Origin of the sequence: Cryptosporangium sp. NPDC051539, assembly GCF_044454545.1 — a bacterium.
GTDB lineage: Bacteria > Actinomycetota > Actinomycetes > Mycobacteriales > Cryptosporangiaceae > Cryptosporangium.
Genome location: NZ_JBITDV010000010.1, coordinates 251,511 through 272,832, shown reverse-complemented (window position 1 = coordinate 272,832; position 21,322 = coordinate 251,511). Strand labels below are relative to the sequence as shown.

Here is a 21,322-nt window from a genome sequence, read left to right as displayed (position 1 = left end):
GTCGATAGGAGTGCGCGCACGACGACCGTTCGGATCCGCAGGTCCTCGGAAGGACGCATCTTGGCAGTCTCCCGCCCCGGCACAAACACTCCTCCCCGCACCGCCGCCGGCAAGCCGCAACGCATCTCGTTCGGGAAGATCGCCGAACAGCTCGAGGTGCCGAACCTGCTGGCACTCCAGACGGACTCGTTCGACTGGCTGGTCGGCAACGACGCCTGGCGGTCCCGGGTTACTGGCGACCCGTCGTCGGTTGCCGGTCTCGATGAAATTTTGACGGAGATCTCCCCGATCGAGGACTTCTCGGGGTCGATGTCCCTGTCCTTCTCCAACCCCCGCTTCGAAGAGGTCAAGGCCTCGATCGAAGAGTGCAAGGAGAAAGACCTCACCTACTGCGCTCCGCTGTTCGTGACGGCGGAGTTCACGAACAACACCACTGGCGAGATCAAGAGCCAGACCGTCTTCATGGGCGACTTCCCGATGATGACGCCCAAGGGCACGTTCATCATCAACGGCACCGAGCGCGTCGTCGTCTCCCAGCTCGTGCGTTCGCCGGGCGTGTACTTCGACCGGCAGCCCGACAAGACCTCCGACAAGGACGTCACCAGCGTCAAGGTGATCCCGAGCCGGGGCGCTTGGCTGGAGTTCGACGTCGACAAGCGCGACACGATCGGCGTCCGGATCGACCGGAAGCGTCGGCAGGCCGTCACGGTCCTGCTGAAGGCTCTCGGCTGGACCCCGGAGCGGATCCGGGAGCGCTTCGCGCACTCGGAGATCGTCCTCGCGACGCTGGAGAAGGACCACGTCCAGACCCAGGACGAGGCGCTGCTCGACATCTACCGCAAGCTGCGTCCGGGCGAGCCGCCGACGCGCGAGAACGCCCAGACGCTGCTCGACAACCTCTTCTTCAACCCGAAGCGGTACGACCTGGCCAAGGTCGGTCGCTACAAGGTGAACAAGAAGCTGGAAGTCGGGATGCCGATCACGACCGGTGTCCTCACCGAGGACGACATCGTCGCGACGATCGACTACCTGGTGAAGCTGCACGTGGGCGACGCCGACTACGAGTCGGACGACATCGACCACTTCGGCAACCGGCGCCTGCGCACGGTCGGCGAGCTGATCCAGAACCAGGTCCGCGTCGGCCTCTCCCGCATGGAGCGCGTCGTCCGCGAGCGGATGACGACGCAGGACGTCGAGGCGATCACGCCGCAGACGCTGATCAACATCCGGCCGGTCGTCGCCTCCATCAAGGAGTTCTTCGGCACCAGCCAGCTGTCCCAGTTCATGGACCAGACGAACCCGCTGGGTGGCCTCACCCACCGGCGCCGCCTGTCGGCGCTCGGCCCCGGTGGTCTGTCCCGCGAGCGGGCCGGCTTCGAGGTCCGCGACGTGCACCCCAGCCACTACGGCCGGATGTGCCCGATCGAGACCCCGGAAGGCCCGAACATCGGTCTGATCGGTGCGCTCTCGACGTTCGCGCGGGTGAACCCGTTCGGCTTCATCGAGACGCCGTACCGCAAGGTCGACAACGGCGTCGTGACGTCGCAGATCGACTACCTGACCGCGGACGAGGAAGACCGGTACGTCAAGGCCCAGGCGAACGCGATCCTGGACTCGACCGGCCGCTTCACCGAAGACCGCGTCCTGGTCCGCCGTAAGGGCGGTGAGGTCGACTACGTGCCGGGCACCGAGGTCGACTACATGGACGTGTCGCCGCGCCAGATGGTCTCGGTCGCGACCGCGATGATCCCGTTCCTCGAGCACGACGACGCCAACCGCGCCCTGATGGGTGCCAACATGCAGCGCCAGGCGGTGCCGCTGCTCCGCAGCGAGTCGCCGCTGGTCGGCACGGGCATGGAGGCGCGCGCCGCTCAGGACGCCGGTGACGTCGTGCTGGCCGAGCAGGCCGGTGTGGTCGAAGACGTCTGTGCCGACTACGTCACGCTGATGCACGACGACGGAACCCGCCGCACCTACCTACTGCACAAGTTCCGCCGCTCGAACCAGGGCACCGCGATCAACCAGCGCCCGCTGGTCGAGGAGGGGCAGCGGATCGAAAAGGGCGGCGTCATCGCCGACGGTCCCTGCACCGACGAAGGCGAGATGGCGCTCGGCAAGAACCTGCTCGTCGCGTTCATGCCGTGGGAGGGCCACAACTACGAGGACGCGATCATCCTGAGCCAGCGTCTGGTTCAGGACGACGTCCTCACCTCGATCCACATCGAGGAGCACGAGGTCGACGCCCGCGACACCAAGCTGGGCGCCGAGGAGATCACCCGGGACATCCCGAACGTCTCCGAGGAGGTCCTGGCCGACCTCGACGAGCGCGGCATCGTCCGGATCGGTGCCGACGTCACCACCGGCGACATCCTGGTCGGCAAGGTCACCCCGAAGGGTGAGACCGAGCTGACCCCGGAAGAGCGGCTGCTCCGCGCGATCTTCGGTGAGAAGGCGCGCGAGGTCCGCGACACGTCGCTGAAGGTGCCGCACGGCGAGTCCGGCAAGGTCATCGGCGTCAGCGTGTTCAGCCGGGACGAGGGCGCCGAGCTCTCGCCGGGCGTGAACGAGCTGGTCCGGGTGTACGTCGCCCAGAAGCGGAAAATCCAGGACGGTGACAAGCTCGCCGGCCGTCACGGCAACAAGGGCGTCATCTCCAAGATCCTCCCGGCCGAGGACATGCCGTTCCTCGAGGACGGCACGCCGGTCGACATCGTGCTCAACCCGCTCGGTGTCCCGGGCCGGATGAACATCGGTCAGGTCCTGGAGACCCACCTCGGCTGGATCGCCTCCCAAGGCTGGAAGGTCGAGGGAGACGAGGCCTGGTCGAAGGAGCTGAAGCGGATCGGCGCCGACGAGGCCGAGCCGAACGTCAACACCGCGACCCCGGTGTTCGACGGTGCGCGCGAGGAAGAGATCACCGGGCTGCTGGGCTCGACGATCCCGAACCGCGACGGCGACCGGATGGTCGGCTCGACCGGTAAGGCGCGTCTGTTCGACGGCCGCTCCGGCGACCCGTTCCCGGAGCCGGTCAGCGTCGGTTACGTCTACATCCTGAAGCTGCTCCACCTGGTCGACGACAAGATCCACGCCCGGTCGACCGGTCCGTACTCGATGATCACGCAGCAGCCGCTGGGTGGTAAGGCGCAGTTCGGTGGCCAGCGCTTCGGTGAGATGGAGTGCTGGGCCATGCAGGCCTACGGCGCCGCTTACGCCCTGCAGGAACTGCTCACGATCAAGTCCGACGACGTGCTCGGCCGCGTGAAGGTCTACGAGGCCATCGTCAAGGGCGAGAACATTCCGGAGCCGGGCATTCCGGAGTCGTTCAAGGTTCTGCTCAAGGAACTCCAGTCGCTCTGCCTGAACGTCGAGGTTCTCTCGTCGGACGGCGTGGCTCTGGAGATGCGCGACTCGGACGACGAGGTCTTCCGGGCCGCGGAGGAGCTGGGCATCGACCTGTCTCGCCGCGAGCCGAGCAGCGTCGAAGAGGTGTGAGGTTCCGGGCCGGCGGCGACAGCAGCCGCCGTCGGCCCGTAACGAGGGTCAGAGCTACACCAAGGCAGTACCAAACCTCTAGACGAGGGACTGAAACACGTGCTTGACGTCAACTTCTTTGACGAGCTGCGAATTGGCCTCGCGACGGCCGACGACATCCGTCAGTGGTCGCACGGCGAGGTGAAGAAGCCGGAGACCATCAACTACCGCACGCTCAAGCCGGAAAAGGACGGGCTCTTCTGCGAGAAGATCTTCGGTCCCACCCGGGACTGGGAGTGCTACTGCGGTAAGTACAAGCGCGTCCGCTTCAAGGGCATCATCTGTGAGCGCTGCGGCGTCGAGGTGACCCGGGCCAAGGTCCGCCGTGAGCGGATGGGCCACATCGAGCTGGCCGCACCGGTCACGCACATCTGGTACTTCAAGGGCGTCCCGAGCCGGCTGGGCTATCTGCTCGACCTGGCTCCCAAGGACCTCGAGAAGATCATCTACTTCGCGGCGTACCTGATCACGAGCGTCGACACCGAGGCTCGCCACCGCGACATGTCGACGATCGAGGCCGAGATCGCGGTCGAGCGTCGTCGCGTGGAGGAGCGCCGGGACGCCGACATCGACGTCCGCGCCAAGAAGCTCGAGGCCGACCTGGCCGAGCTCGAGGCCGAGGGCGCGAAGAGCGACGTCCGCCGGAAGGTGAAGGAGGGCGGCGAGCGCGAGATGCGCCAGCTGCGCGACCGTGCGCAGCGGGAGATCGACCGCCTCGACGAGGTCCTCGACACGTTCCGCAAGCTCGACGTCAAGCAGCTGATCCCGGACGAGCTCCTCTTCCGCGAGCTGCGCGACCGGTTCGGTGAGTACTTCACCGGTGGCATGGGCGCCGAGGCGCTGCAGAAGCTGCTGGAGCACTTCGACCTGGACAACGAGGCCGAGAGCCTCCGCGAGACCATCCGCTCGGGCAAGGGTCAGAAGAAGATCCGTGCCCTCAAGCGGCTCAAGGTCGTCGCCGCGTTCCTGAACACCCGCAACTCGCCCATGGGCATGGTGCTCGACTGTGTCCCGGTCATCCCGCCGGACCTGCGGCCGATGGTTCAGCTCGACGGTGGCCGGTTCGCCACCAGCGACCTGAACGACCTGTACCGCCGGGTGATCAACCGGAACAACCGGCTCAAGCGCCTGCTCGACCTGGGCGCGCCGGAGATCATCGTCAACAACGAGAAGCGGATGCTGCAGGAGGCCGTCGACGCACTGTTCGACAACGGCCGCCGCGGCCGGCCGGTCACCGGCCCGGGTAACCGTCCGCTGAAGTCGCTGTCCGACATGCTCAAGGGCAAGCAGGGCCGGTTCCGTCAGAACCTGCTCGGCAAGCGCGTCGACTACTCCGGCCGTTCGGTCATCGTCGTCGGCCCGCAGCTCAAGCTGCACCAGTGCGGCCTGCCGCGCTACATGGCGCTCGAGCTGTTCAAGCCGTTCGTCATGAAGCGTCTGGTCGACCTGAACCACGCGCAGAACATCAAGTCGGCCAAGCGAATGGTCGAGCGTGCGCGCCCGGTCGTCTGGGACGTGCTCGAAGAGGTCATCTCCGAGCACCCGGTGCTGCTCAACCGCGCGCCGACCCTGCACCGTCTGGGCATCCAGGCCTTCGAGCCCCAGCTGGTCGAGGGCAAGGCGATCCAGATCCACCCGCTCGTCTGCACCGCGTTCAACGCGGACTTCGACGGTGACCAGATGGCGGTGCACCTGCCGCTGTCGGCCGAGGCTCAGGCCGAGGCCCGGGTGCTGATGCTGTCGAGCAACAACATCCTGTCGCCGGCGTCGGGTCGTCCGATCACCTCGCCGACCCAGGACATGGTGCTCGGGCTCTACCACCTGACCGCGGTCCGCGAGGGTCGTGTCGGCGAGGGCCGGGTCTTCGGTTCCGACGCCGAGGCCGTGATGGCGTACGACCTGGGCGAGCTCAACCTGCAGACCCCGGTCAAGATCCGGATCGACGGTGCGCCGCGGGTCGACAACGGCCCCGGCAAGGAGCCGTGGGTCGCGCCGGAAGACTGGGAGCCGGGTTCGACGCTGCTCGTCGACACCACGCTCGGCCGGGTGTTCTTCAACGAGACGCTCCCGACCGACTACCGGTTCGTCAACTACGAGGTGCGCAAGCCGCAGCTCTCGGCGATCGTCAACGACCTCGCCGAGCGGTACCCGAAGGTGCAGGTCGCCGCGACGCTGGACGCCCTCAAGGCGTACGGCTTCCGGTGGGCCACCCGGGCCGGTGTCACGATCTCCATCGACGACGTCGTGACGCCGCCGAGCAAGCCGGAGATCCTCGACCGGTACGAGAAGGACGCCGACAAGATCGAGAAGCAGTACCAGCGCGGTGTGATCACCGGCGAGGAGCGCCGTCAGGAGCTCATCGAGATCTGGACCAAGGCGACGAACGAGGTCGCCAAGGCCATGGAAGCGAACTTCCCGGAGACCAACCCCATCTGGATGATGGTCAACTCGGGTGCTCGCGGAAACATGATCCAGGTCCGGCAGATCGCCGGTATCCGTGGTCTGGTCGCCAACCCCAAGGGTGAGACGATCCCGCGTCCGATCAAGTCCTCGTTCCGCGAGGGCCTGTCGGTGCTGGAGTACTTCATCTCCACCCACGGTGCCCGTAAGGGTCTGGCCGACACCGCCCTGCGTACCGCCGACTCGGGTTACCTGACCCGTCGTCTGGTGGACGTCTCGCAGGACGTCATCATCCGCGAGGAGAACTGCGGCACCGAGCGTGGTGTTTCGGTTCCGATCGCGACCGAGAGCGCGGACGGCTCGCTGGTCAAGCACCAGCACGTCGAGACGAACTCCTACGCCCGGACGCTCGCGACCGACGCGAAGAGCCCGGACGGCGTCGTGGTGGCCCCGGCCGGGTCCGACCTCGGCGACGTCCTGATCGACGCGCTGGTCAAGGCCGGCGTCCAGGACGTCAAGGTTCGCTCGGTGCTGACCTGCGAGTCGGCGATGGGCGTCTGCGCGTACTGCTACGGACGTTCGCTCGCGACCGGCAAGCTGGTCGACGTCGGCGAGGCGGTCGGCATCATCGCCGCCCAGTCGATCGGTGAGCCCGGCACCCAGCTGACGATGCGTACCTTCCACACCGGTGGTGTGGCCGGTGACGACATCACGCAGGGTCTGCCGCGTGTGGTCGAGCTGTTCGAGGCCCGGGTCCCCAAGGGCAAGGCTCCGATCGCCGAGATGGCCGGTCGGATCCGGATCGAGGAGACCGAGAAGTCGCGGAAGATCGTCATCGTCCCGGACGACGGGTCGGAGGAGGTTGCCTACGACAAGCTGTCGCGTCGCGTGCGCATGCGCGTGGCCGACGGCGAGAGCGTCACGGTGGGCCAGCAGCTGACCGACGGTGTGGTCGACCCGCACGAGGTGCTCCGCATCATGGGCCCGCGGGCCGTGCAGCTGCACCTGGTCAACGAGGTGCAGAACGTGTACCGGTCGCAGGGTCAGCCGATCCACGACAAGCACGTCGAGATCATCGTCCGGCAGATGCTCCGCCGGGTGATCATCATCGACTCGGGCGCGACGGAGTTCCTGCCCGGAGCTCCGATCGAGCGGCCGATGTTCGAGAACGAGAACCGTCGGGTGGTGGCCGAGGGCGGCGAGCCGGCTTCGGGTCGTCCGATCCTGATGGGTATCACCAAGGCGTCGCTGGCGACCGAGTCGTGGCTCTCGGCGGCCTCCTTCCAGGAGACCACCCGGGTGCTCACCGATGCGGCGATCAACGCGCGCAGCGACTCGCTCATCGGTCTGAAGGAGAACGTGATCATCGGAAAGCTGATCCCGGCTGGTACCGGCATCGCCCGGTACCGCAACATCCGGGTGGAGCCGACCGAGGAGGCGCGGGCTCAGGTCTACTCGATGACGCCGTACGACGACGTCGAGTACGGCGGTTTCGGCACCGGCTCCGGCCAGGCCGTTCCGCTGGACGACTTCGACTACGGAAGCTTCAACCGCTGATCTGAAGTCAGGGCCGCGGGCCGCTCGGGAGATCCCGGGCGGCCCGCGCTCGTTGAAGCAGGGATCATGGCACCATGCAGTGTCCGGTGTTAGCTCAGGCAGGGGGGTGTTGATGACCGAGGTTCGCCCCTCGCCGTGGGCCCGCCCCCGGCCGGGCCAGGCTCCGGCCGAGATCGCCCTCACGGTGCCGGGGCCGCCCGAGATCCTGGAGTCACCGTCGGCGCCCGCGCCCGCGCCGGTGGTCGGGGCCCGTCCCGTCGTGCCGGCTCCCCGGGTGGCGGGGACCGGGGAGCGTCACCCGCAGGATCCGGACGAGACGACGTCGAGCAAGGCGACCGCGGTGCTCGCGCTGGGCATCGTCGGCGTCCTGCTGATGTTCTGCGGCGGCGGGCTCGTCCCCGGGGTGGCCGGCCTGCTGATGGTGCGCACCACCCGCACCGAGATCGCCGCCGCGGCGGGTTTCCTGACCGGCGGTCGCGCGTTGCGGGCGGGGGAGATCCTGAGCTGGGTGGCGGTCGCGGTGAGTGCGGTCGTCATCGTGGCCGTGGTGATCGGTCTGTTGATCGGGTCCGTGGGCAGCGGGCCGCAGTACGACGAGAACGTCAACTGATGGCGGTGAACGTCCCGCCGCAGTCGGCGGACCGTGGCAAGGAGCGCGGCGGTCGCCGCGTTCGACGAGGAGAGAGATGACCGACCGACCTGGCTCTGAGCCGAACCAGCCTTACGACCCGCGGGATCCGCGCAGTCAGGGGCGCCCTGGGGAGGAGTCGCAGCCGCCGAGCGGATTCAGCTTCCCCGACTACAACAACCCCTCCGCGCCGCCTGCTCCGCAGGCCCCCAACTTCAGCGTCCCCGACTACGGCCAGTCCCCGGACAGCCCGTACGGCCAGCCGGCGACGCCCCCGCCGTCCTACGGCGACCCGAACCAGCAGCAGTACGGCGGCGGTCAGTACGGCGGCGGCGGTCAGTACGGCAGCGGCGGCAACCAGTACGGCTCGAGCGGCAACCAGTACGGCTCCGGGGGCACCCAGTACGGCTCGGGGGGCAACCAGTACGGCTCCGCGGACAACCAGTACGGCTCCGGGGGTAACCAGTACGGCAGCAGCAACCCGCCGTCGTACGACCCGCCGCCCTACGGGCAGCAGCAGCCGCCGTCGTCCGCGCCGACGTCCGGCTACGGCTCGCCCTGGGGCGGTGGTGCCGACCAGACCCCGGGCTACGACCCGAACAACCCCGCCGCCCCGACGTCCGCCTACGGCGCCGCGCCGACGTCCGGGTACGGCTCGGGTTACGGCGCGACGCCGGCTGACCCGACCTCCGGGTACGGTGCCGGGCCCGCCGCGCCGACGTCCGGGTACGGCGCCGCGCCGACCTCGGGCTACGGTGCGGCCCCCACGTCGGGCTACGGGGCCGGGGCTCCGTACGGGTACGACCCGAACAACCCGGCCGCTCCCACGTCCGGGTACGGCGCACCGCCCACCTCGGGTTACGGCGTCGGCGCGCAGCCGGGCTACCCGACGTCCGGTGCCTACGGGGCGCCCGGCGGCGGCTACGGGAGCCCCGGGCCGCAGAAGGAGCAGCTGGCGCTCGTCTCGATGATCGCGGGCATCGTGTCCGCGGTGCTCTCGCTCGCGAGCTGCTGCACGTTCTTCATCGGGTTCCTGCCGATCATCGCCGGCATCGTGGCGGTCGTCCTCGGCTACATGAGCCAGAAGAAGATCAACGAGTCCGGCGGCGTGCTCCAGGGACGCCAGCAGGCGCTGACCGGCATGATCGCCGGTGGCGTCGGCGTCGGCCTGTCGATCATCTTCATCATCGTGAACATCGCGTTCATCGCCAGCAACTGAAATCGTGACGCCGGCCCGGCACCTCGGAGACGGGGTTGCCGGGCCGGCGCGCGCTCCTGGGAATGCCAGCCGCCGACGGCAGGGTTGTGGCAGTCTGGGGAACCCCGAGGTACCGTTACACGCGGTGCCTACTCGTGGTGTGAGCTGCGAGCGGTGACCAGGTCAAGACCGGCAGTAACACGCGCTACCGAGGCTCGGCAAGAGGGCTGGGGTAGTCGTTTTGACCTGTGGTCGAGCCGTAGGTAGTCTTGGCTTTCGTGCCTGGGTGCTGCTCAGGTACGCACGTGCGCCCTCTGCCGGGTGCACGGCCTCCCCAGGGGTCTGCTTGCAGACTCTTGGCCTGCGGCTGGCGCGACACGCCCGACCGCGGGGGTCGGAGGAGCCGGACATCTGGCACAACACGAGGACAGAGCGTTTAGCAGGGCAACAGCCGAGAAGAAAGCGGAGACCCCGTGCCCACGATCCAGCAGTTGGTCCGCAAGGGCCGGCAGGACAAGGTCGAGAAGACCAAGACTCCTGCGCTCAAGGGCAGCCCGCAGCGCCGTGGCGTTTGCACGCGCGTCTACACCACCACGCCCAAGAAGCCGAACTCGGCTCTGCGGAAGGTGGCGCGTGTCAAGTTGAGCAGTGGCGTCGAGGTCACCGCGTACATCCCGGGCGTTGGTCACAACCTCCAGGAGCACTCGATCGTGCTCGTCCGTGGCGGTCGTGTGAAGGACCTGCCCGGCGTGCGCTACAAGATCATCCGCGGCTCGCTGGACACGCAGGGTGTCCGCAACCGCAAGCAGGCCCGCAGCCGCTACGGCGCGAAGAAGGAGAAGAGCTGATATGCCCCGCAAGGGTCCCGCTCCGAAGCACGCGGTGGTCATCGACCCCGTGTACAACTCGCCGCTCGTAACTCAGCTGATCAACAAGGTGCTGATGAGCGGCAAGCGGTCCGTGGCGGAGCGCATCGTCTACGGCGCGCTCGAGGGCGCCCGTGAGAAGTCGGGCAACGACCCGGTCGTGACGCTGAAGCGCGCGCTCGACAACGTGAAGCCGGCCCTCGAGGTGCGCAGCCGCCGTGTCGGTGGCGCCACCTACCAGGTCCCGGTCGAGGTTCGGCCCGGTCGCAGCACCACGCTCGCGCTGCGCTGGCTGATCCAGTACAGCCGCGCGCGTCGTGAGAAGACCATGACCGAGCGACTGATGAACGAACTTATGGACGCGAGCAACGGTCTCGGCGCAAGCGTGAAGCGCCGCGAAGACACGCACAAGATGGCCGAGTCCAACAAGGCCTTCGCGCACTACCGCTGGTAATCCGCGTCCTGCACTCGAAGCTGAAAGGCAAGGCAGATGGCTGGCAACAACGCCGCCCTGGCCAAGGTCCGCAACATCGGGATCATGGCCCACATCGACGCGGGCAAGACCACGACGACCGAGCGGATCCTGTTCTACACCGGTATCAACTACAAGATCGGTGAAGTCCACGATGGCGCAGCCACCATGGACTGGATGGAGCAGGAGCAGGAGCGCGGCATCACGATCACGTCGGCCGCGACGACCTGCTACTGGCACGACCACCGGATCAACATCATCGACACTCCGGGTCACGTCGACTTCACGGTCGAGGTGGAGCGGTCGCTGCGGGTGCTCGACGGTGCGGTCGCGGTCTACGACGGTGTTGCCGGTGTTGAGCCGCAGACCGAGAACGTCTGGCGCCAGGCCGACAAGTACCACGTCCCGCGGATGTGCTTCGTCAACAAGCTCGACCGCACCGGCGCGGACTTCTTCCGTTGCGTCCAGATGATGATCGACCGGCTGAACTCCACGCCGGCCGTCCTGCAGATCCCGATCGGGCTCGAGGGCGACCACATCGGCGTCGTCGACCTGGTGGGTATGCGCGCGCTGACCTGGCGCGGCGAGACCCAGAAGGGCGAGGACTACGCGGTCGAGGAGATCCCCGCGGATCTGCTCGACGAGGCCAACGAGTGGCGCGAGAAGCTCCTCGAGACGATGTCCGACGTCGACGACTCGATCGCCGAGGCGTACCTCGAGGGCGAAGAGATCTCGGTCGAGACGCTGAAGGCCGCGATCCGTCGGGCCACGCTGGCCGACAAGGTCAACCCGGTCGTCTGCGGCTCCGCGTTCAAGAACAAGGGCGTCCAGCCCATGCTCGACGCGGTCGTCGACTTCCTGCCGAGCCCGCTCGACCTGCCGTCGATCGACGGCACGAAGATGGACGGCGAGACCCCGGCGGCCCGGCACTCGGACGACCAGGAGCCCTTCAGCGCGCTGGCGTTCAAGATCCAGTCCGACAAGCACCTCGGCACGCTCACCTACCTCCGGATCTACTCCGGGCGGCTGGACGCGGGCACCCAGGTGATCAACTCGACCAAGGACCGCAAGGAGCGGGTCGGGAAGATCTACCAGATGCACGCGATCAAGCGTGAGGAACTGCCCAGCGTCGGCGCCGGCGACATCGTCGCGGTGCAGGGGCTGAAGCAGACCACGACCGGTGACACCCTGAGCGACCCGTCGAACCCGATCATCCTCGAGTCGATGACGTTCCCGGACCCGGTCATCGAGGTCGCGATCGAGCCGAAGACCAAGGCTGACCAGGAAAAGCTGGGCACCGCGATCCAGAAGCTCGCGCAGGAAGACCCGACGTTCAAGGTCCACAACGACGAAGAGACCGGTCAGACGGTCATCGGCGGCATGGGCGAGCTGCACCTCGAGGTGCTGGTCGACCGCATGCGGCGCGAGTTCAACGTCGAGGCCAACGTCGGTAAGCCGCAGGTGGCCTACCGTGAGACGATCCGTCGCTCGGTCGAGGGTTACGACTTCACCCACAAGAAGCAGACCGGTGGTTCGGGTCAGTTCGCGAAGGTGAAGATCAACCTCGAGCCCATCCCGCAGGACGGGGATGCGCCGAGCTACGAGTTCGAGAACAAGGTCACCGGTGGCCGGGTGCCGCGGGAGTACATCCCGTCGGTCGACGCCGGCGCCCAGGACGCCATGCAGTACGGCGTGCTGGCCGGTTACCCGCTCGTCGGCATCAAGTTCACGCTGGTCGACGGTCAGTACCACGAGGTCGACTCTTCGGAGATGGCCTTCAAGATCGCCGGCTCGATGTCACTCAAGGAAGCGGCCCGCAAGGCCGACCCCGCGCTTCTCGAGCCGATGATGGCCGTAGAGGTCACGACGCCCGAAGAGAACATGGGTGACGTGATCGGCGACCTCAACTCGCGGCGCGGTCAGATCCAGGCGATGGAAGAGCGTGGCGGTGCCCGCGTTGTCCGGGCCCTGGTTCCGCTCTCCGAGATGTTCGGCTACGTCGGAGACCTCCGGTCGAAGACCCAGGGCCGGGCGAGCTACTCCATGCAGTTCGACTCCTACGCCGAGGTTCCTCAGAACGTCGCGAAGGAGATCATCGCCAAGGCAACGGGCGAATAAGCCCCGAGCTCAGGCGATACCCGACCCGAAACAGACCCGGACGCACGGCGTTCAGAGTTTTAGTCCACAGGAGGAAAGACCAGTGGCGAAGGCGAAGTTCGAGCGGACCAAGCCGCACGTCAACATCGGAACCATCGGTCACATCGACCACGGTAAGACGACGCTGACTGCGGCGATTACCAAGGTTCTGCACGACAAGTACCCGGACATCAACCCCTTCACGCCGTTCGACCAGATCGATAAGGCGCCGGAGGAGCGGCAGCGCGGTATCACGATTTCGATCGCGCACGTCGAGTACCAGACGGAGTCGCGTCACTACGCGCACGTCGACTGCCCGGGTCACGCTGACTACATCAAGAACATGATCACGGGTGCCGCCCAGATGGACGGCGCGATCCTGGTCGTGTCCGCGACGGACGGCCCGATGCCGCAGACCAAGGAGCACGTGCTCCTGGCCCGCCAGGTCGGTGTTCCGTACATCGTCGTCGCCCTGAACAAGGCCGACGTCGTGGACGACGAGGAGATCCTCGAGCTGGTCGAGCTCGAGGTGCGCGAGCTGCTCAACCAGTACGAGTTCCCGGGTGACGACGCTCCGATCGTGCGTGTCTCGGCGCTGAAGGCGCTCGAGGGCGACGCCGAGTGGGGCGAGAAGATCATCGAGTTGATGAACGCTGTCGACACGACGATCCCGGAGCCGGAGCGCGACCTCGACAAGCCGTTCCTCATGCCGATCGAGGACGTCTTCACGATCACCGGTCGCGGTACGGTCGTCACCGGTCGTGTCGAGCGCGGTGTGCTGAAGGTCAACGAGACGGTCGACATCGTCGGCATCAAGGAGACCAAGCAGACCACCACGGTCACCGGCGTCGAGATGTTCCGCAAGCTGCTCGACGAGGCGCGTGCCGGCGAGAACGTCGGTCTGCTCCTCCGCGGCATCAAGCGGGAAGACGTCGAGCGCGGCCAGGTCGTCATCAAGCCGGGCACCACGACTCCGCACACGGAGTTCGAGGCGACGGTCTACATCCTCAGCAAGGACGAGGGTGGGCGCCACACGCCGTTCTTCAACAACTACCGGCCGCAGTTCTACTTCCGTACCACCGACGTGACCGGCGTCGTGACCCTCCCCGAGGGCACGGAGATGGTCATGCCGGGTGACAACACCGACATGTCGGTGAAGCTCATCCAGCCGGTGGCCATGGAGAACAACCTGCGGTTCTCGATCCGCGAGGGTGGTCGGACCGTCGGCGCCGGCCGCATCAGCAAGATCAACAAGTAGTAGTCCACGGGGGCCGTCAGGCCCCGGCGTGGCGCGGCGGTCGGGTCGCAAGACTCGGCCGCCGCGCCACGCGGACCACTATCCGGCAGCCCACCAGACCCCCGGCGTTAGAGACAGGACTGAAGTTTCCATGGCGGGACAGAAGATCCGCATCCGGCTCAAGGCCTATGACCACGAGGTCATCGACAGTTCGGCGCGGAAGATCGTTGACACGGTGATCCGCACCGGCGCGTCGGTCGCGGGCCCGGTGCCGCTGCCGACGGAGAAGAACATCTACTGCGTGATCCGCTCGCCGCACAAGTACAAGGACTCCCGCGAGCACTTCGAGATGCGGACCCACAAGCGGCTGATCGACATCCTCGACCCGACGCCGAAGACCGTCGACTCGCTCATGCGTCTCGACCTCCCCGCCGGCGTCGACATCGAGATCAAGCTCTAAGGACGTAATCGCGCTCGGGTCCGGACTCAGGACCCGACAACGCATTACGACGCCATTTGAAGGACACGCCCGGTCAGCACCACAGGCCGGGAGAGGATCCGGACCCAAGAGAGTCGGAAAGAAGTTATGGACAGGCAGATCAAGGGGATCCTGGGCGAGAAGCTCGGAATGACCCAGGTCTTCGACGAGAACAACCGGATGATTCCGGTGACCGTCGTTCAGGCCGGGCCGAATGTCGTGACCCAGGTGCGCACCCCCGAACGTGACGGCTACTCCGCGGTCCAGGTCGCTTTCGGCGCCATCGACCCGCGGAAGGTGAACAAGCCGGAGAGTGGCCACTTCAAGGGCGCCGGCGTCACCCCGCGGCGGCACCTGGTCGAGATCCGCACGACGGACGCGGCCGAGTACGAGATCGGGCAGGAGATCTCCGCGGAGATCTTCGAGCAGGGCATCAGGGTCGACGTCGTCGGCACCAGCAAGGGCAAGGGCTACGCGGGTGTCATGAAGCGGCACGGCTTCAAGGGCCTCGGCGCCGGCCACGGTGTCCAGCGCAAGCACCGCGCGCCGGGCTCGATCGGCGGCTGCGCGACCCCGGGTCGTGTTTTCAAGGGCGTGCGGATGGCCGGCCGGATGGGTGGCGTCCGTACGACCACGATGAACCTCAGCGTGCACCGTATCGACGCTGAGAAGGGCCTGATCCTGGTCAAGGGCGCTGTGCCCGGGCCCAAGGGCGGGCTGGTGCTCATTCGCACCGCCGCCAAGACCCAGCTTGGTAAGGGCGGTGTGCCGAAGTGACCACGATTGACATCGTCGACGCCGGCGGAGCAAAGACCGGCACGGCTGACCTGCCCGCCGAGATCTTCGACGTGACGACGAACATTCCGCTGATCCACCAGGTCGTGGTGGCTCAGCAGGCGGCGGCCCGTCAGGGCACGCACAAGACCAAGACCCGTGCGGAGGTGTCCGGCGGTGGGGCCAAGCCCTACAAGCAGAAGGGCACCGGCCGCGCCCGCCAGGGCTCGACCCGCGCACCGCAGTTCACCGGCGGTGGCGTCGTCCACGGCCCGCAGCCGCGCGACTACTCGCAGCGGACGCCCAAGAAGATGAAGGCTGCTGCCCTCCGGGGCGCGCTCTCCGACCGGGCCCGCGGTGGCCGGGTGCACGTCATCACCTCGCTGGTCGAGGGCGACGTGCCCAACACCAAGGACGCCGTCAAGGCACTGGCGAACCTGTCCAGCTCGCGGCACGTCCTGGTCGTCGTACCCCGCGGGGACCGTACGGCCTGGCTGTCGGTGCGGAACATCGCTGAGGTCCACGTCCTGACGCCGGACCAGCTCAATACCTACGACGTGCTGATCAGCGACGACGTGGTGTTCCTGAAGGACGCCTTCGACGAGTTCGTGTCCGGCTCCGTTGCCGGTGGCGCGACCGCCAAGGCCAGCTCCCGCGAGCTGCCCGATACCGAGGAGTCGAAGTGATTTACGACCCGCGGGACATCCTGCTTTCTCCGGTCGTCTCGGAGAAGAGCTACGGGCTCCTGGACGAGAACAAGTACACGTTCTTCGTGCGGCCCGACGCGAACAAGACGCAGATCAAGATCGCGGTCGAGCAGGTGTTCAACGTCAAGGTCACGGCGGTCAACACGCTGAACCGGCAGGGGAAGCGCAAGCGGACCAAGTTCGGCACGGGTAAGCGGAAAGACACCAAGCGCGCGATCGTGAGTCTCGCGCCCGGCGACCGCATCGAGATCTTCGGGGGGCCGGTCTCCTGACGGGGGCCGGACCACTCTGAGGATCGAGAGCTGAGGGATACAGATGGGCATCCGCAAATACAAGCCGACTACGCCGGGCCGGCGTGGTTCGAGCGTCGCCGACTTCGCCGAGATCACCCGTGACCACCCGGAAAAGTCGCTGGTCCGCCCCCTGCACAGCAAGGGCGGCCGGAACGCGCACGGTCGGATCACCACCCGCCACCAGGGCGGTGGACACAAACGCGCCTACCGGCTGATCGACTTCCGCCGGGCCGACAAGGACGGCGTGCCGGCCAAGGTCGCTCACATCGAGTACGACCCGAACCGCACCGCCCGCATCGCGCTGCTGCACTTCGTCGACGGCGAGAAGCGTTACATCGTCGCGCCGAACAAGCTGAAGCAGGGCGACCGCATCGAGTGCGGCCCCGGCGCCGACATCAAGCCGGGCAACAACCTGCCGCTGCGCAACATCCCGGTCGGTACGGTCGTGCACGCGATCGAGCTCCGGCCCGGTGGCGGCGCGAAGATCGCCCGGTCCGCCGGGGCGAGCGTCCAGCTCGTCGCGAAGGACGGCCCCTACGCCCAGCTGCGTATGCCGTCCGGCGAGATCCGCAACGTCGACGCCCGCTGCCGTGCCACGGTCGGCGAGGTCGGCAACGCCGAGCAGTCCAACATCAACTGGGGTAAGGCCGGCCGCATGCGGTGGAAGGGCAAGCGCCCGACCGTCCGTGGTGTGGCGATGAACCCGATCGACCACCCGCACGGTGGTGGTGAGGGCAAGACCTCTGGTGGTCGTCACCCGGTCAACCCGAAGGGTAAGCCCGAGGGTCGCACTCGCCAGGCCAACAAGGCCAGCGACAAGTTCATCGTCCGCCGCCGCAAGACCAACAAGAAGCGCTGAGGTTTGTAGGCCATGCCCCGCAGCTTGAAGAAGGGCTACTTCGTCGACGACCACCTGATCAAGAAGGTGGACGCGCAGAACGCCCGCGGAACCAAGAACGTCATCAAGACCTGGTCGCGTCGCTCGACCGTCACGCCGGAGATGATCGGTCACACGCTGGGCGTCCACGACGGACGCAAGCACGTGCCGGTGTTCGTCACCGAGGCGATGGTCGGCCACAAGCTGGGCGAGTTCTCGCCGACCCGCACGTTCAAGGGTCACGAGAAGGACGACCGCAAGAGCCGCCGCCGCTGACGCGGATCCCGTACCCGGTGATCAGTGCGTTCGGTAGCCCGGGCGCGGAAGACACGAGAGAGCAGACAGATGGCAGTGATCGACGGCAAGCGCGTGAATCCGCGACGCGTGGCGCTGCTCGGGGACGCCCCGGGCGCATTCGCCGAGGCGCGGTATGTCCGGACGACGGCGATGAAGACCCGGCGCGTGGTCGACCTCATCCGGGGGATGCCCGCGAAGGAGGCGCTGACCGCGCTCAAGTTCGCCCCCCAGGCCGCCAGCGAGCAGGTCTACCGGGTGGTGGAGAGCGCGATCGCGAACGCCGAGCACAACGAGCGGCTGGACCCCGATTCGCTGCTCGTGACGAAGGCCTTCGTGGACGAGGGCCCGACGATGAAGCGGTTCCGGCCGCGCGCCCAGGGGCGTGCCTACCGGATCCGGAAGCGCACCTGCCACATCACTGTCGTGGTGGAGAGCGTGGCCCCGACGGCGAAGCCGAAGCGGGCGCCGAAGAAGGCGAGCGGCGGCCGAGCGGCAGCCACGAAGGGAAGCGCCGAGTAATGGGTCAGAAGGTCAACCCGCACGGCTTCCGGCTCGGCATCACGACCGAGTGGAAGTCCCGCTGGTACGCAGACAAGCTGTACAAGGACTACGTCGGAGAAGACGTGGCGATCCGGAAGATGATGTCGCGCGGTATGGAGCGCGCCGGCATCTCACGGGTCGAGATCGAGCGCACCCGTGACCGGGTCCGCGTCGACATCCACACCGCCCGGCCGGGCATCGTCATCGGCCGTCGTGGTGCGGAGGCCGATCGGATCCGCGGCCAGCTCGAGAAGCTCACCAGCAAGCAGGTCCAGCTGAACATCCTCGAGGTCAAGAACCCCGAGGCCGACGCTCAGCTGGTCGCCCAGGGCGTTGCCGAGCAGCTCTCGAGCCGGGTCAGCTTCCGGCGCGCGATGCGCAAGGCGATGCAGTCGGCGATGAAGTCGCCGGGCGTCAAGGGCATCCGGGTGCAGTGCGCCGGTCGCCTGGGTGGCGCCGAGATGTCGCGGTCGGAGTTCTACCGCGAGGGCCGGGTGCCGCTGCACACGCTCCGCGCGAACATCGACTACGGCATCTACGAGGCCCGCACCACGTTCGGCCGCATCGGCGTCAAGGTCTGGATCTACAAGGGCGACGTCGTCCAGAGCCGGGCCGAGCGCGAGGCCGCTGAGGCCGCGCTGCGTCAGCACCGTGGCAACCGTCCCGAGCGTCGTCGTAACGCCGGCGGTGGCGGTGGCGGCGGCCGTAGCCGCGGCGACCGCCAGGGCGGCGGCCGTGGTGCCGAGCGCACCGAGGCCGAGGCTCCGGTAGCGACCGAGACCCCGGTAGTGACCGAGGCTCCGGCGGCGGTCGAGACTCCGGCGACGGAGACCCCGGTGGCAACTGAGCCGGCCGCCACGCCGGCCGTCGAGGCGCCCGAGGCCGCCGCGACGCAGGACAACGCAGGTCAGGAGGGCTGACCCATGCTGATTCCCCGCAGGGTCAAGCACCGTAAGCAGCACCACCCGACGCGTCGCGGCGCGTCCAAGGGCGGTACGGCGGTCACCTTCGGCGAGTACGGCATCCAGGCTCTGGAGCCCGCCTACGTGACGAACCGGCAGATCGAGTCGGCCCGTATCGCGATCACCCGCCACATCAAGCGTGGTGGCAAGGTCTGGATCAACATCTACCCGGACCGCCCGCTCACGAAGAAGCCGGCCGAGACCCGCATGGGTTCCGGTAAGGGTTCGCCGGAGTGGTGGATCGCCAACGTCAAGCCGGGTCGGGTGCTCTTCGAGCTGCAGTACCCGAACGAGCAGATCGCCCGCGAGGCCATGCGTCGCGCGATCCACAAGCTCCCCATGAAGTGCCGGATCGTGATGCGCGAAGGGAGTGAGGCGGCGTGAGCAGCGGCCCGAACGACAAGGCTGCCGAGCTGCGCGAGCTCGACGACGAGCAGCTCGTCACCCGGTTGCGGGAGGCCAAGGAGGAGCTCTTCAACCTCCGCTTCCAGAGCGCGACCGGTCAGCTGGACAACAACCGCCGGCTCCAGGTCGTCCGCCGGGACATCGCCCGGATCTACACGATCATGCGGTCGCGTGAGCTCGGCATCGAGCAGGCGCCGAGTGAGGTGACGGCCTGACATGAAGTTCAATGACATGGTGAGGCCCGAGCTCGTGGCGGCGCCGAGCGCCAGCGAGGTGACGTCATGAGTGAGGAAGCTGTGAGCGAGGCCACTGCCGGGATTTCCCGGAACGACCGCAAGACCCGTGAGGGTTACGTGGTCAGTGACAAGATGGACAAGACTGTGGTCGTCGAGGTCGAAGACCGCGTCAAGCACCGTCTGTACGGCAAGGTCATCCGTCGGACCAACCGGCTGAAGGCGCACGACGAGCAGAACGACTGCGGCGTCGGCGACCGGGTCCGGCTGATGGAGACCCGGCCGCTGTCGGCCACCAAGCGGTGGCGCGTCGTCGAGATCCTCGAGCGCGCCAAGTAGTCCGCTGGGCCGGAGGGTTCGGGAGAACCCTCCGGCACACTTGAGATTGTTCCGTTCCGCCAGGCTCTCACTGAGAGAACCGGCGCGACATCAATGGAGTTGACGTGATCCAGCAGGAGTCGCGACTGCGTGTCGCCGACAACACTGGGGCCAAGGAGATCCTGTGCATCAGGGTCCTCGGTGGCTCCGGACGGCGGTACGCGGGTATCGGCGACATCATCGTGGGCACCGTCAAGGACGCCATCCCCGGCGCGGGCGTGAAGCGCGGTGACGTCGTGAAGGCCGTCGTCGTCCGCACCGTGAAGGAGAAGCGGCGGCCGGACGGCTCCTACATCCGTTTCGACGAGAACGCCGCGGTCCTGATCAAGGACGGTGGCGACCCGCGCGGGACCCGCATCTTCGGCCCGGTCGGGCGTGAGCTGCGGGACAAGCGGTTCATGAAGATCATCTCGCTGGCCCCGGAGGTGCTCTGACATGGCGAAGCTCAAGATCAAAAAGGGCGACACCGTCCTGGTCATCGCCGGCAAGGACAAGGGCGCCAAGGGCAAAGTGATCCAGGCCTATCCCGACACCCAGCGCGTGCTGGTCGAGGGCGTCAACCGGATCAAGAAGCACACGAAGGTCTCCACGACCCAGCGCGGCGCCAAGTCGGGCGGGATCGTGACGCAGGAAGCCGCCATCCACGTCAGCAACGTGATGGTGATCGGCTCGGACAACAAGCCGACCCGCGTGGGTTACCGGACCGAAGAGGTCACCCGTGAGGACGGTTCGATCCAGCGCAAGCGGATCCGGGTCTCGCGGCGGAATGGTGAGGACATCTGATGACTGCCCCGGCCACTGAGAAGATCCAGCCGCGGCAGAAGCTGCGGTACCGCGAGGAGATCCTCCCCGCGCTGCGTGACCAGTTCAAGTACGCGAACGTCATGCAGGTTCCCGGCGTCGTCAAGGTCGTCGTGAACATGGGTGTCGGCGACGCGGCTCGCGACTCGAAGCTGATCGACGGTGCGGTCCGTGACCTCACCGCGATCACCGGTCAGCGTCCGCAGATCCAGAAGGCCCGCAAGTCCATCGCGCAGTTCAAGCTGCGTGAGGGCCAGCCGATCGGCGCGAAGGTCACCCTGCGCAACGACCGGATGTGGGAGTTCCTGGACCGCCTGCTGTCGATCGCGCTGCCCCGTATCCGCGACTTCCGCGGGCTGTCGGGCAAGCAGTTCGACGGTCACGGCAACTACACGTTCGGCCTGAACGAGCAGTCGATGTTCCACGAGATCGACGTGGACAGGATCGACCGCCCGCGGGGCATGGACATCACGGTCGTGACCACCGCGACGACGGACGAGGAGGGTCGGGCGCTGCTCAAGCTCCTCGGCTTTCCGTTCAAGGAGAACTGAG

The 21,322-nt window shown here is 67.2% G+C and carries 22 protein-coding genes; all 22 read left to right on the top strand.

Annotated features, from left to right (window positions below; genetic code table 11):
- Positions 1–60 precede the first annotated feature (60 nt).
- The 22 genes from ACIBZJ_RS29715 (at position 61) to rplE (ending at position 21,321) form a co-directional block, all read left to right on the top strand.
- The gene (locus tag ACIBZJ_RS29715; protein ID WP_395935348.1) at positions 61–3,492 is read left to right on the top strand and encodes a DNA-directed RNA polymerase subunit beta; all 3,432 of its coding nucleotides are present in this window, start codon (positions 61–63) and stop codon (positions 3,490–3,492) included.
- A 99-nt stretch (positions 3,493–3,591) separates the two neighbouring features.
- Positions 3,592–7,488 carry a DNA-directed RNA polymerase subunit beta' gene (locus ACIBZJ_RS29710; protein WP_395935346.1) on the top strand — a complete coding sequence of 1,299 codons (3,897 nt, stop codon included), beginning with the start codon at positions 3,592–3,594 and terminating at the stop codon, positions 7,486–7,488.
- Positions 7,489–7,600: 112 nt separating this feature from the next.
- Complete coding sequence (locus ACIBZJ_RS29705; protein ID WP_395935344.1) at positions 7,601–8,098, top strand: hypothetical protein; 498 nt, start codon at positions 7,601–7,603, stop codon at positions 8,096–8,098.
- 76 nt (positions 8,099–8,174) lie between these two features.
- Positions 8,175–9,335 (top strand): hypothetical protein, encoded by a 1,161-nt coding sequence (locus tag ACIBZJ_RS29700; RefSeq protein ID WP_395935342.1) that lies wholly within the window; start codon positions 8,175–8,177, stop codon positions 9,333–9,335.
- Between the two features lie 452 nt (positions 9,336–9,787).
- Positions 9,788–10,162 (top strand): 30S ribosomal protein S12, encoded by a 375-nt coding sequence (gene rpsL / locus ACIBZJ_RS29695; protein ID WP_035857832.1) that lies wholly within the window; start codon positions 9,788–9,790, stop codon positions 10,160–10,162.
- Between the two features lies 1 nt (position 10,163).
- Entirely contained in the window at positions 10,164–10,634 is a 471-nt protein-coding gene (gene rpsG, locus ACIBZJ_RS29690; protein ID WP_395935339.1) for a 30S ribosomal protein S7, read from the top strand.
- A gap of 36 nt (positions 10,635–10,670) precedes the next feature.
- Positions 10,671–12,770, top strand: coding sequence for an elongation factor G (gene fusA, locus ACIBZJ_RS29685; protein WP_395935337.1), 2,100 nt, complete (start codon positions 10,671–10,673; stop codon positions 12,768–12,770).
- A gap of 82 nt (positions 12,771–12,852) precedes the next feature.
- Positions 12,853–14,046 (top strand): elongation factor Tu, encoded by a 1,194-nt coding sequence (gene tuf / locus ACIBZJ_RS29680; protein ID WP_395935335.1) that lies wholly within the window; start codon positions 12,853–12,855, stop codon positions 14,044–14,046.
- A 130-nt stretch (positions 14,047–14,176) separates the two neighbouring features.
- Positions 14,177–14,485 (top strand): 30S ribosomal protein S10, encoded by a 309-nt coding sequence (gene rpsJ, locus ACIBZJ_RS29675; RefSeq protein ID WP_035857828.1) that lies wholly within the window; start codon positions 14,177–14,179, stop codon positions 14,483–14,485.
- A gap of 126 nt (positions 14,486–14,611) precedes the next feature.
- Positions 14,612–15,280, top strand: coding sequence for a 50S ribosomal protein L3 (gene rplC / locus ACIBZJ_RS29670; protein ID WP_395935333.1), 669 nt, complete (start codon positions 14,612–14,614; stop codon positions 15,278–15,280).
- The gene (gene rplD, locus ACIBZJ_RS29665; RefSeq protein ID WP_395935331.1) at positions 15,277–15,963 is read left to right on the top strand and encodes a 50S ribosomal protein L4; all 687 of its coding nucleotides are present in this window, start codon (positions 15,277–15,279) and stop codon (positions 15,961–15,963) included. Before rplC ends, rplD begins: the two co-directional genes overlap by 4 nt.
- Entirely contained in the window at positions 15,960–16,256 is a 297-nt protein-coding gene (gene rplW / locus ACIBZJ_RS29660) for a 50S ribosomal protein L23 (RefSeq protein WP_395935329.1), read from the top strand. Before rplD ends, rplW begins: the two co-directional genes overlap by 4 nt.
- Positions 16,257–16,299: 43 nt before the next feature.
- Positions 16,300–17,136 (top strand): 50S ribosomal protein L2, encoded by an 837-nt coding sequence (rplB, locus tag ACIBZJ_RS29655; protein ID WP_395935327.1) that lies wholly within the window; start codon positions 16,300–16,302, stop codon positions 17,134–17,136.
- Positions 17,137–17,148: 12 nt separating this feature from the next.
- On the top strand, positions 17,149–17,430 hold the full coding sequence (rpsS, locus tag ACIBZJ_RS29650) for a 30S ribosomal protein S19 (protein ID WP_035857823.1): 282 nt from the start codon (positions 17,149–17,151) through the stop codon (positions 17,428–17,430).
- A 69-nt stretch (positions 17,431–17,499) separates the two neighbouring features.
- Entirely contained in the window at positions 17,500–17,970 is a 471-nt protein-coding gene (gene rplV / locus ACIBZJ_RS29645) for a 50S ribosomal protein L22 (RefSeq protein WP_395935324.1), read from the top strand.
- Positions 17,970–18,911, top strand: a complete 942-nt coding sequence (gene rpsC, locus ACIBZJ_RS29640) for a 30S ribosomal protein S3 (RefSeq protein ID WP_395935322.1) — start codon at positions 17,970–17,972, stop codon at positions 18,909–18,911. The genes rplV and rpsC overlap by 1 nt, the downstream gene beginning before the upstream one ends.
- Positions 18,912–18,914: 3 nt before the next feature.
- Positions 18,915–19,337: a 50S ribosomal protein L16 gene (rplP, locus tag ACIBZJ_RS29635; protein ID WP_395935320.1), complete on the top strand. Its 423-nt coding sequence runs from the start codon at positions 18,915–18,917 to the stop codon at positions 19,335–19,337.
- Positions 19,334–19,573 (top strand): 50S ribosomal protein L29, encoded by a 240-nt coding sequence (gene rpmC, locus ACIBZJ_RS29630; protein WP_073259056.1) that lies wholly within the window; start codon positions 19,334–19,336, stop codon positions 19,571–19,573. Before rplP ends, rpmC begins: the two co-directional genes overlap by 4 nt.
- A 66-nt stretch (positions 19,574–19,639) precedes the next feature.
- On the top strand, positions 19,640–19,930 hold the full coding sequence (gene rpsQ, locus ACIBZJ_RS29625; protein WP_395935318.1) for a 30S ribosomal protein S17: 291 nt from the start codon (positions 19,640–19,642) through the stop codon (positions 19,928–19,930).
- 104 nt (positions 19,931–20,034) lie between these two features.
- Positions 20,035–20,403 carry a 50S ribosomal protein L14 gene (gene rplN, locus ACIBZJ_RS29620; RefSeq protein ID WP_035857817.1) on the top strand — a complete coding sequence of 123 codons (369 nt, stop codon included), beginning with the start codon at positions 20,035–20,037 and terminating at the stop codon, positions 20,401–20,403.
- 1 nt (position 20,404) lies between these two features.
- Positions 20,405–20,752, top strand: coding sequence for a 50S ribosomal protein L24 (gene rplX / locus ACIBZJ_RS29615; protein WP_395935315.1), 348 nt, complete (start codon positions 20,405–20,407; stop codon positions 20,750–20,752).
- Positions 20,752–21,321 (top strand): 50S ribosomal protein L5, encoded by a 570-nt coding sequence (gene rplE / locus ACIBZJ_RS29610; protein ID WP_395935313.1) that lies wholly within the window; start codon positions 20,752–20,754, stop codon positions 21,319–21,321. The genes rplX and rplE overlap by 1 nt, the downstream gene beginning before the upstream one ends.
- Position 21,322: the final 1 nt, after the last annotated feature.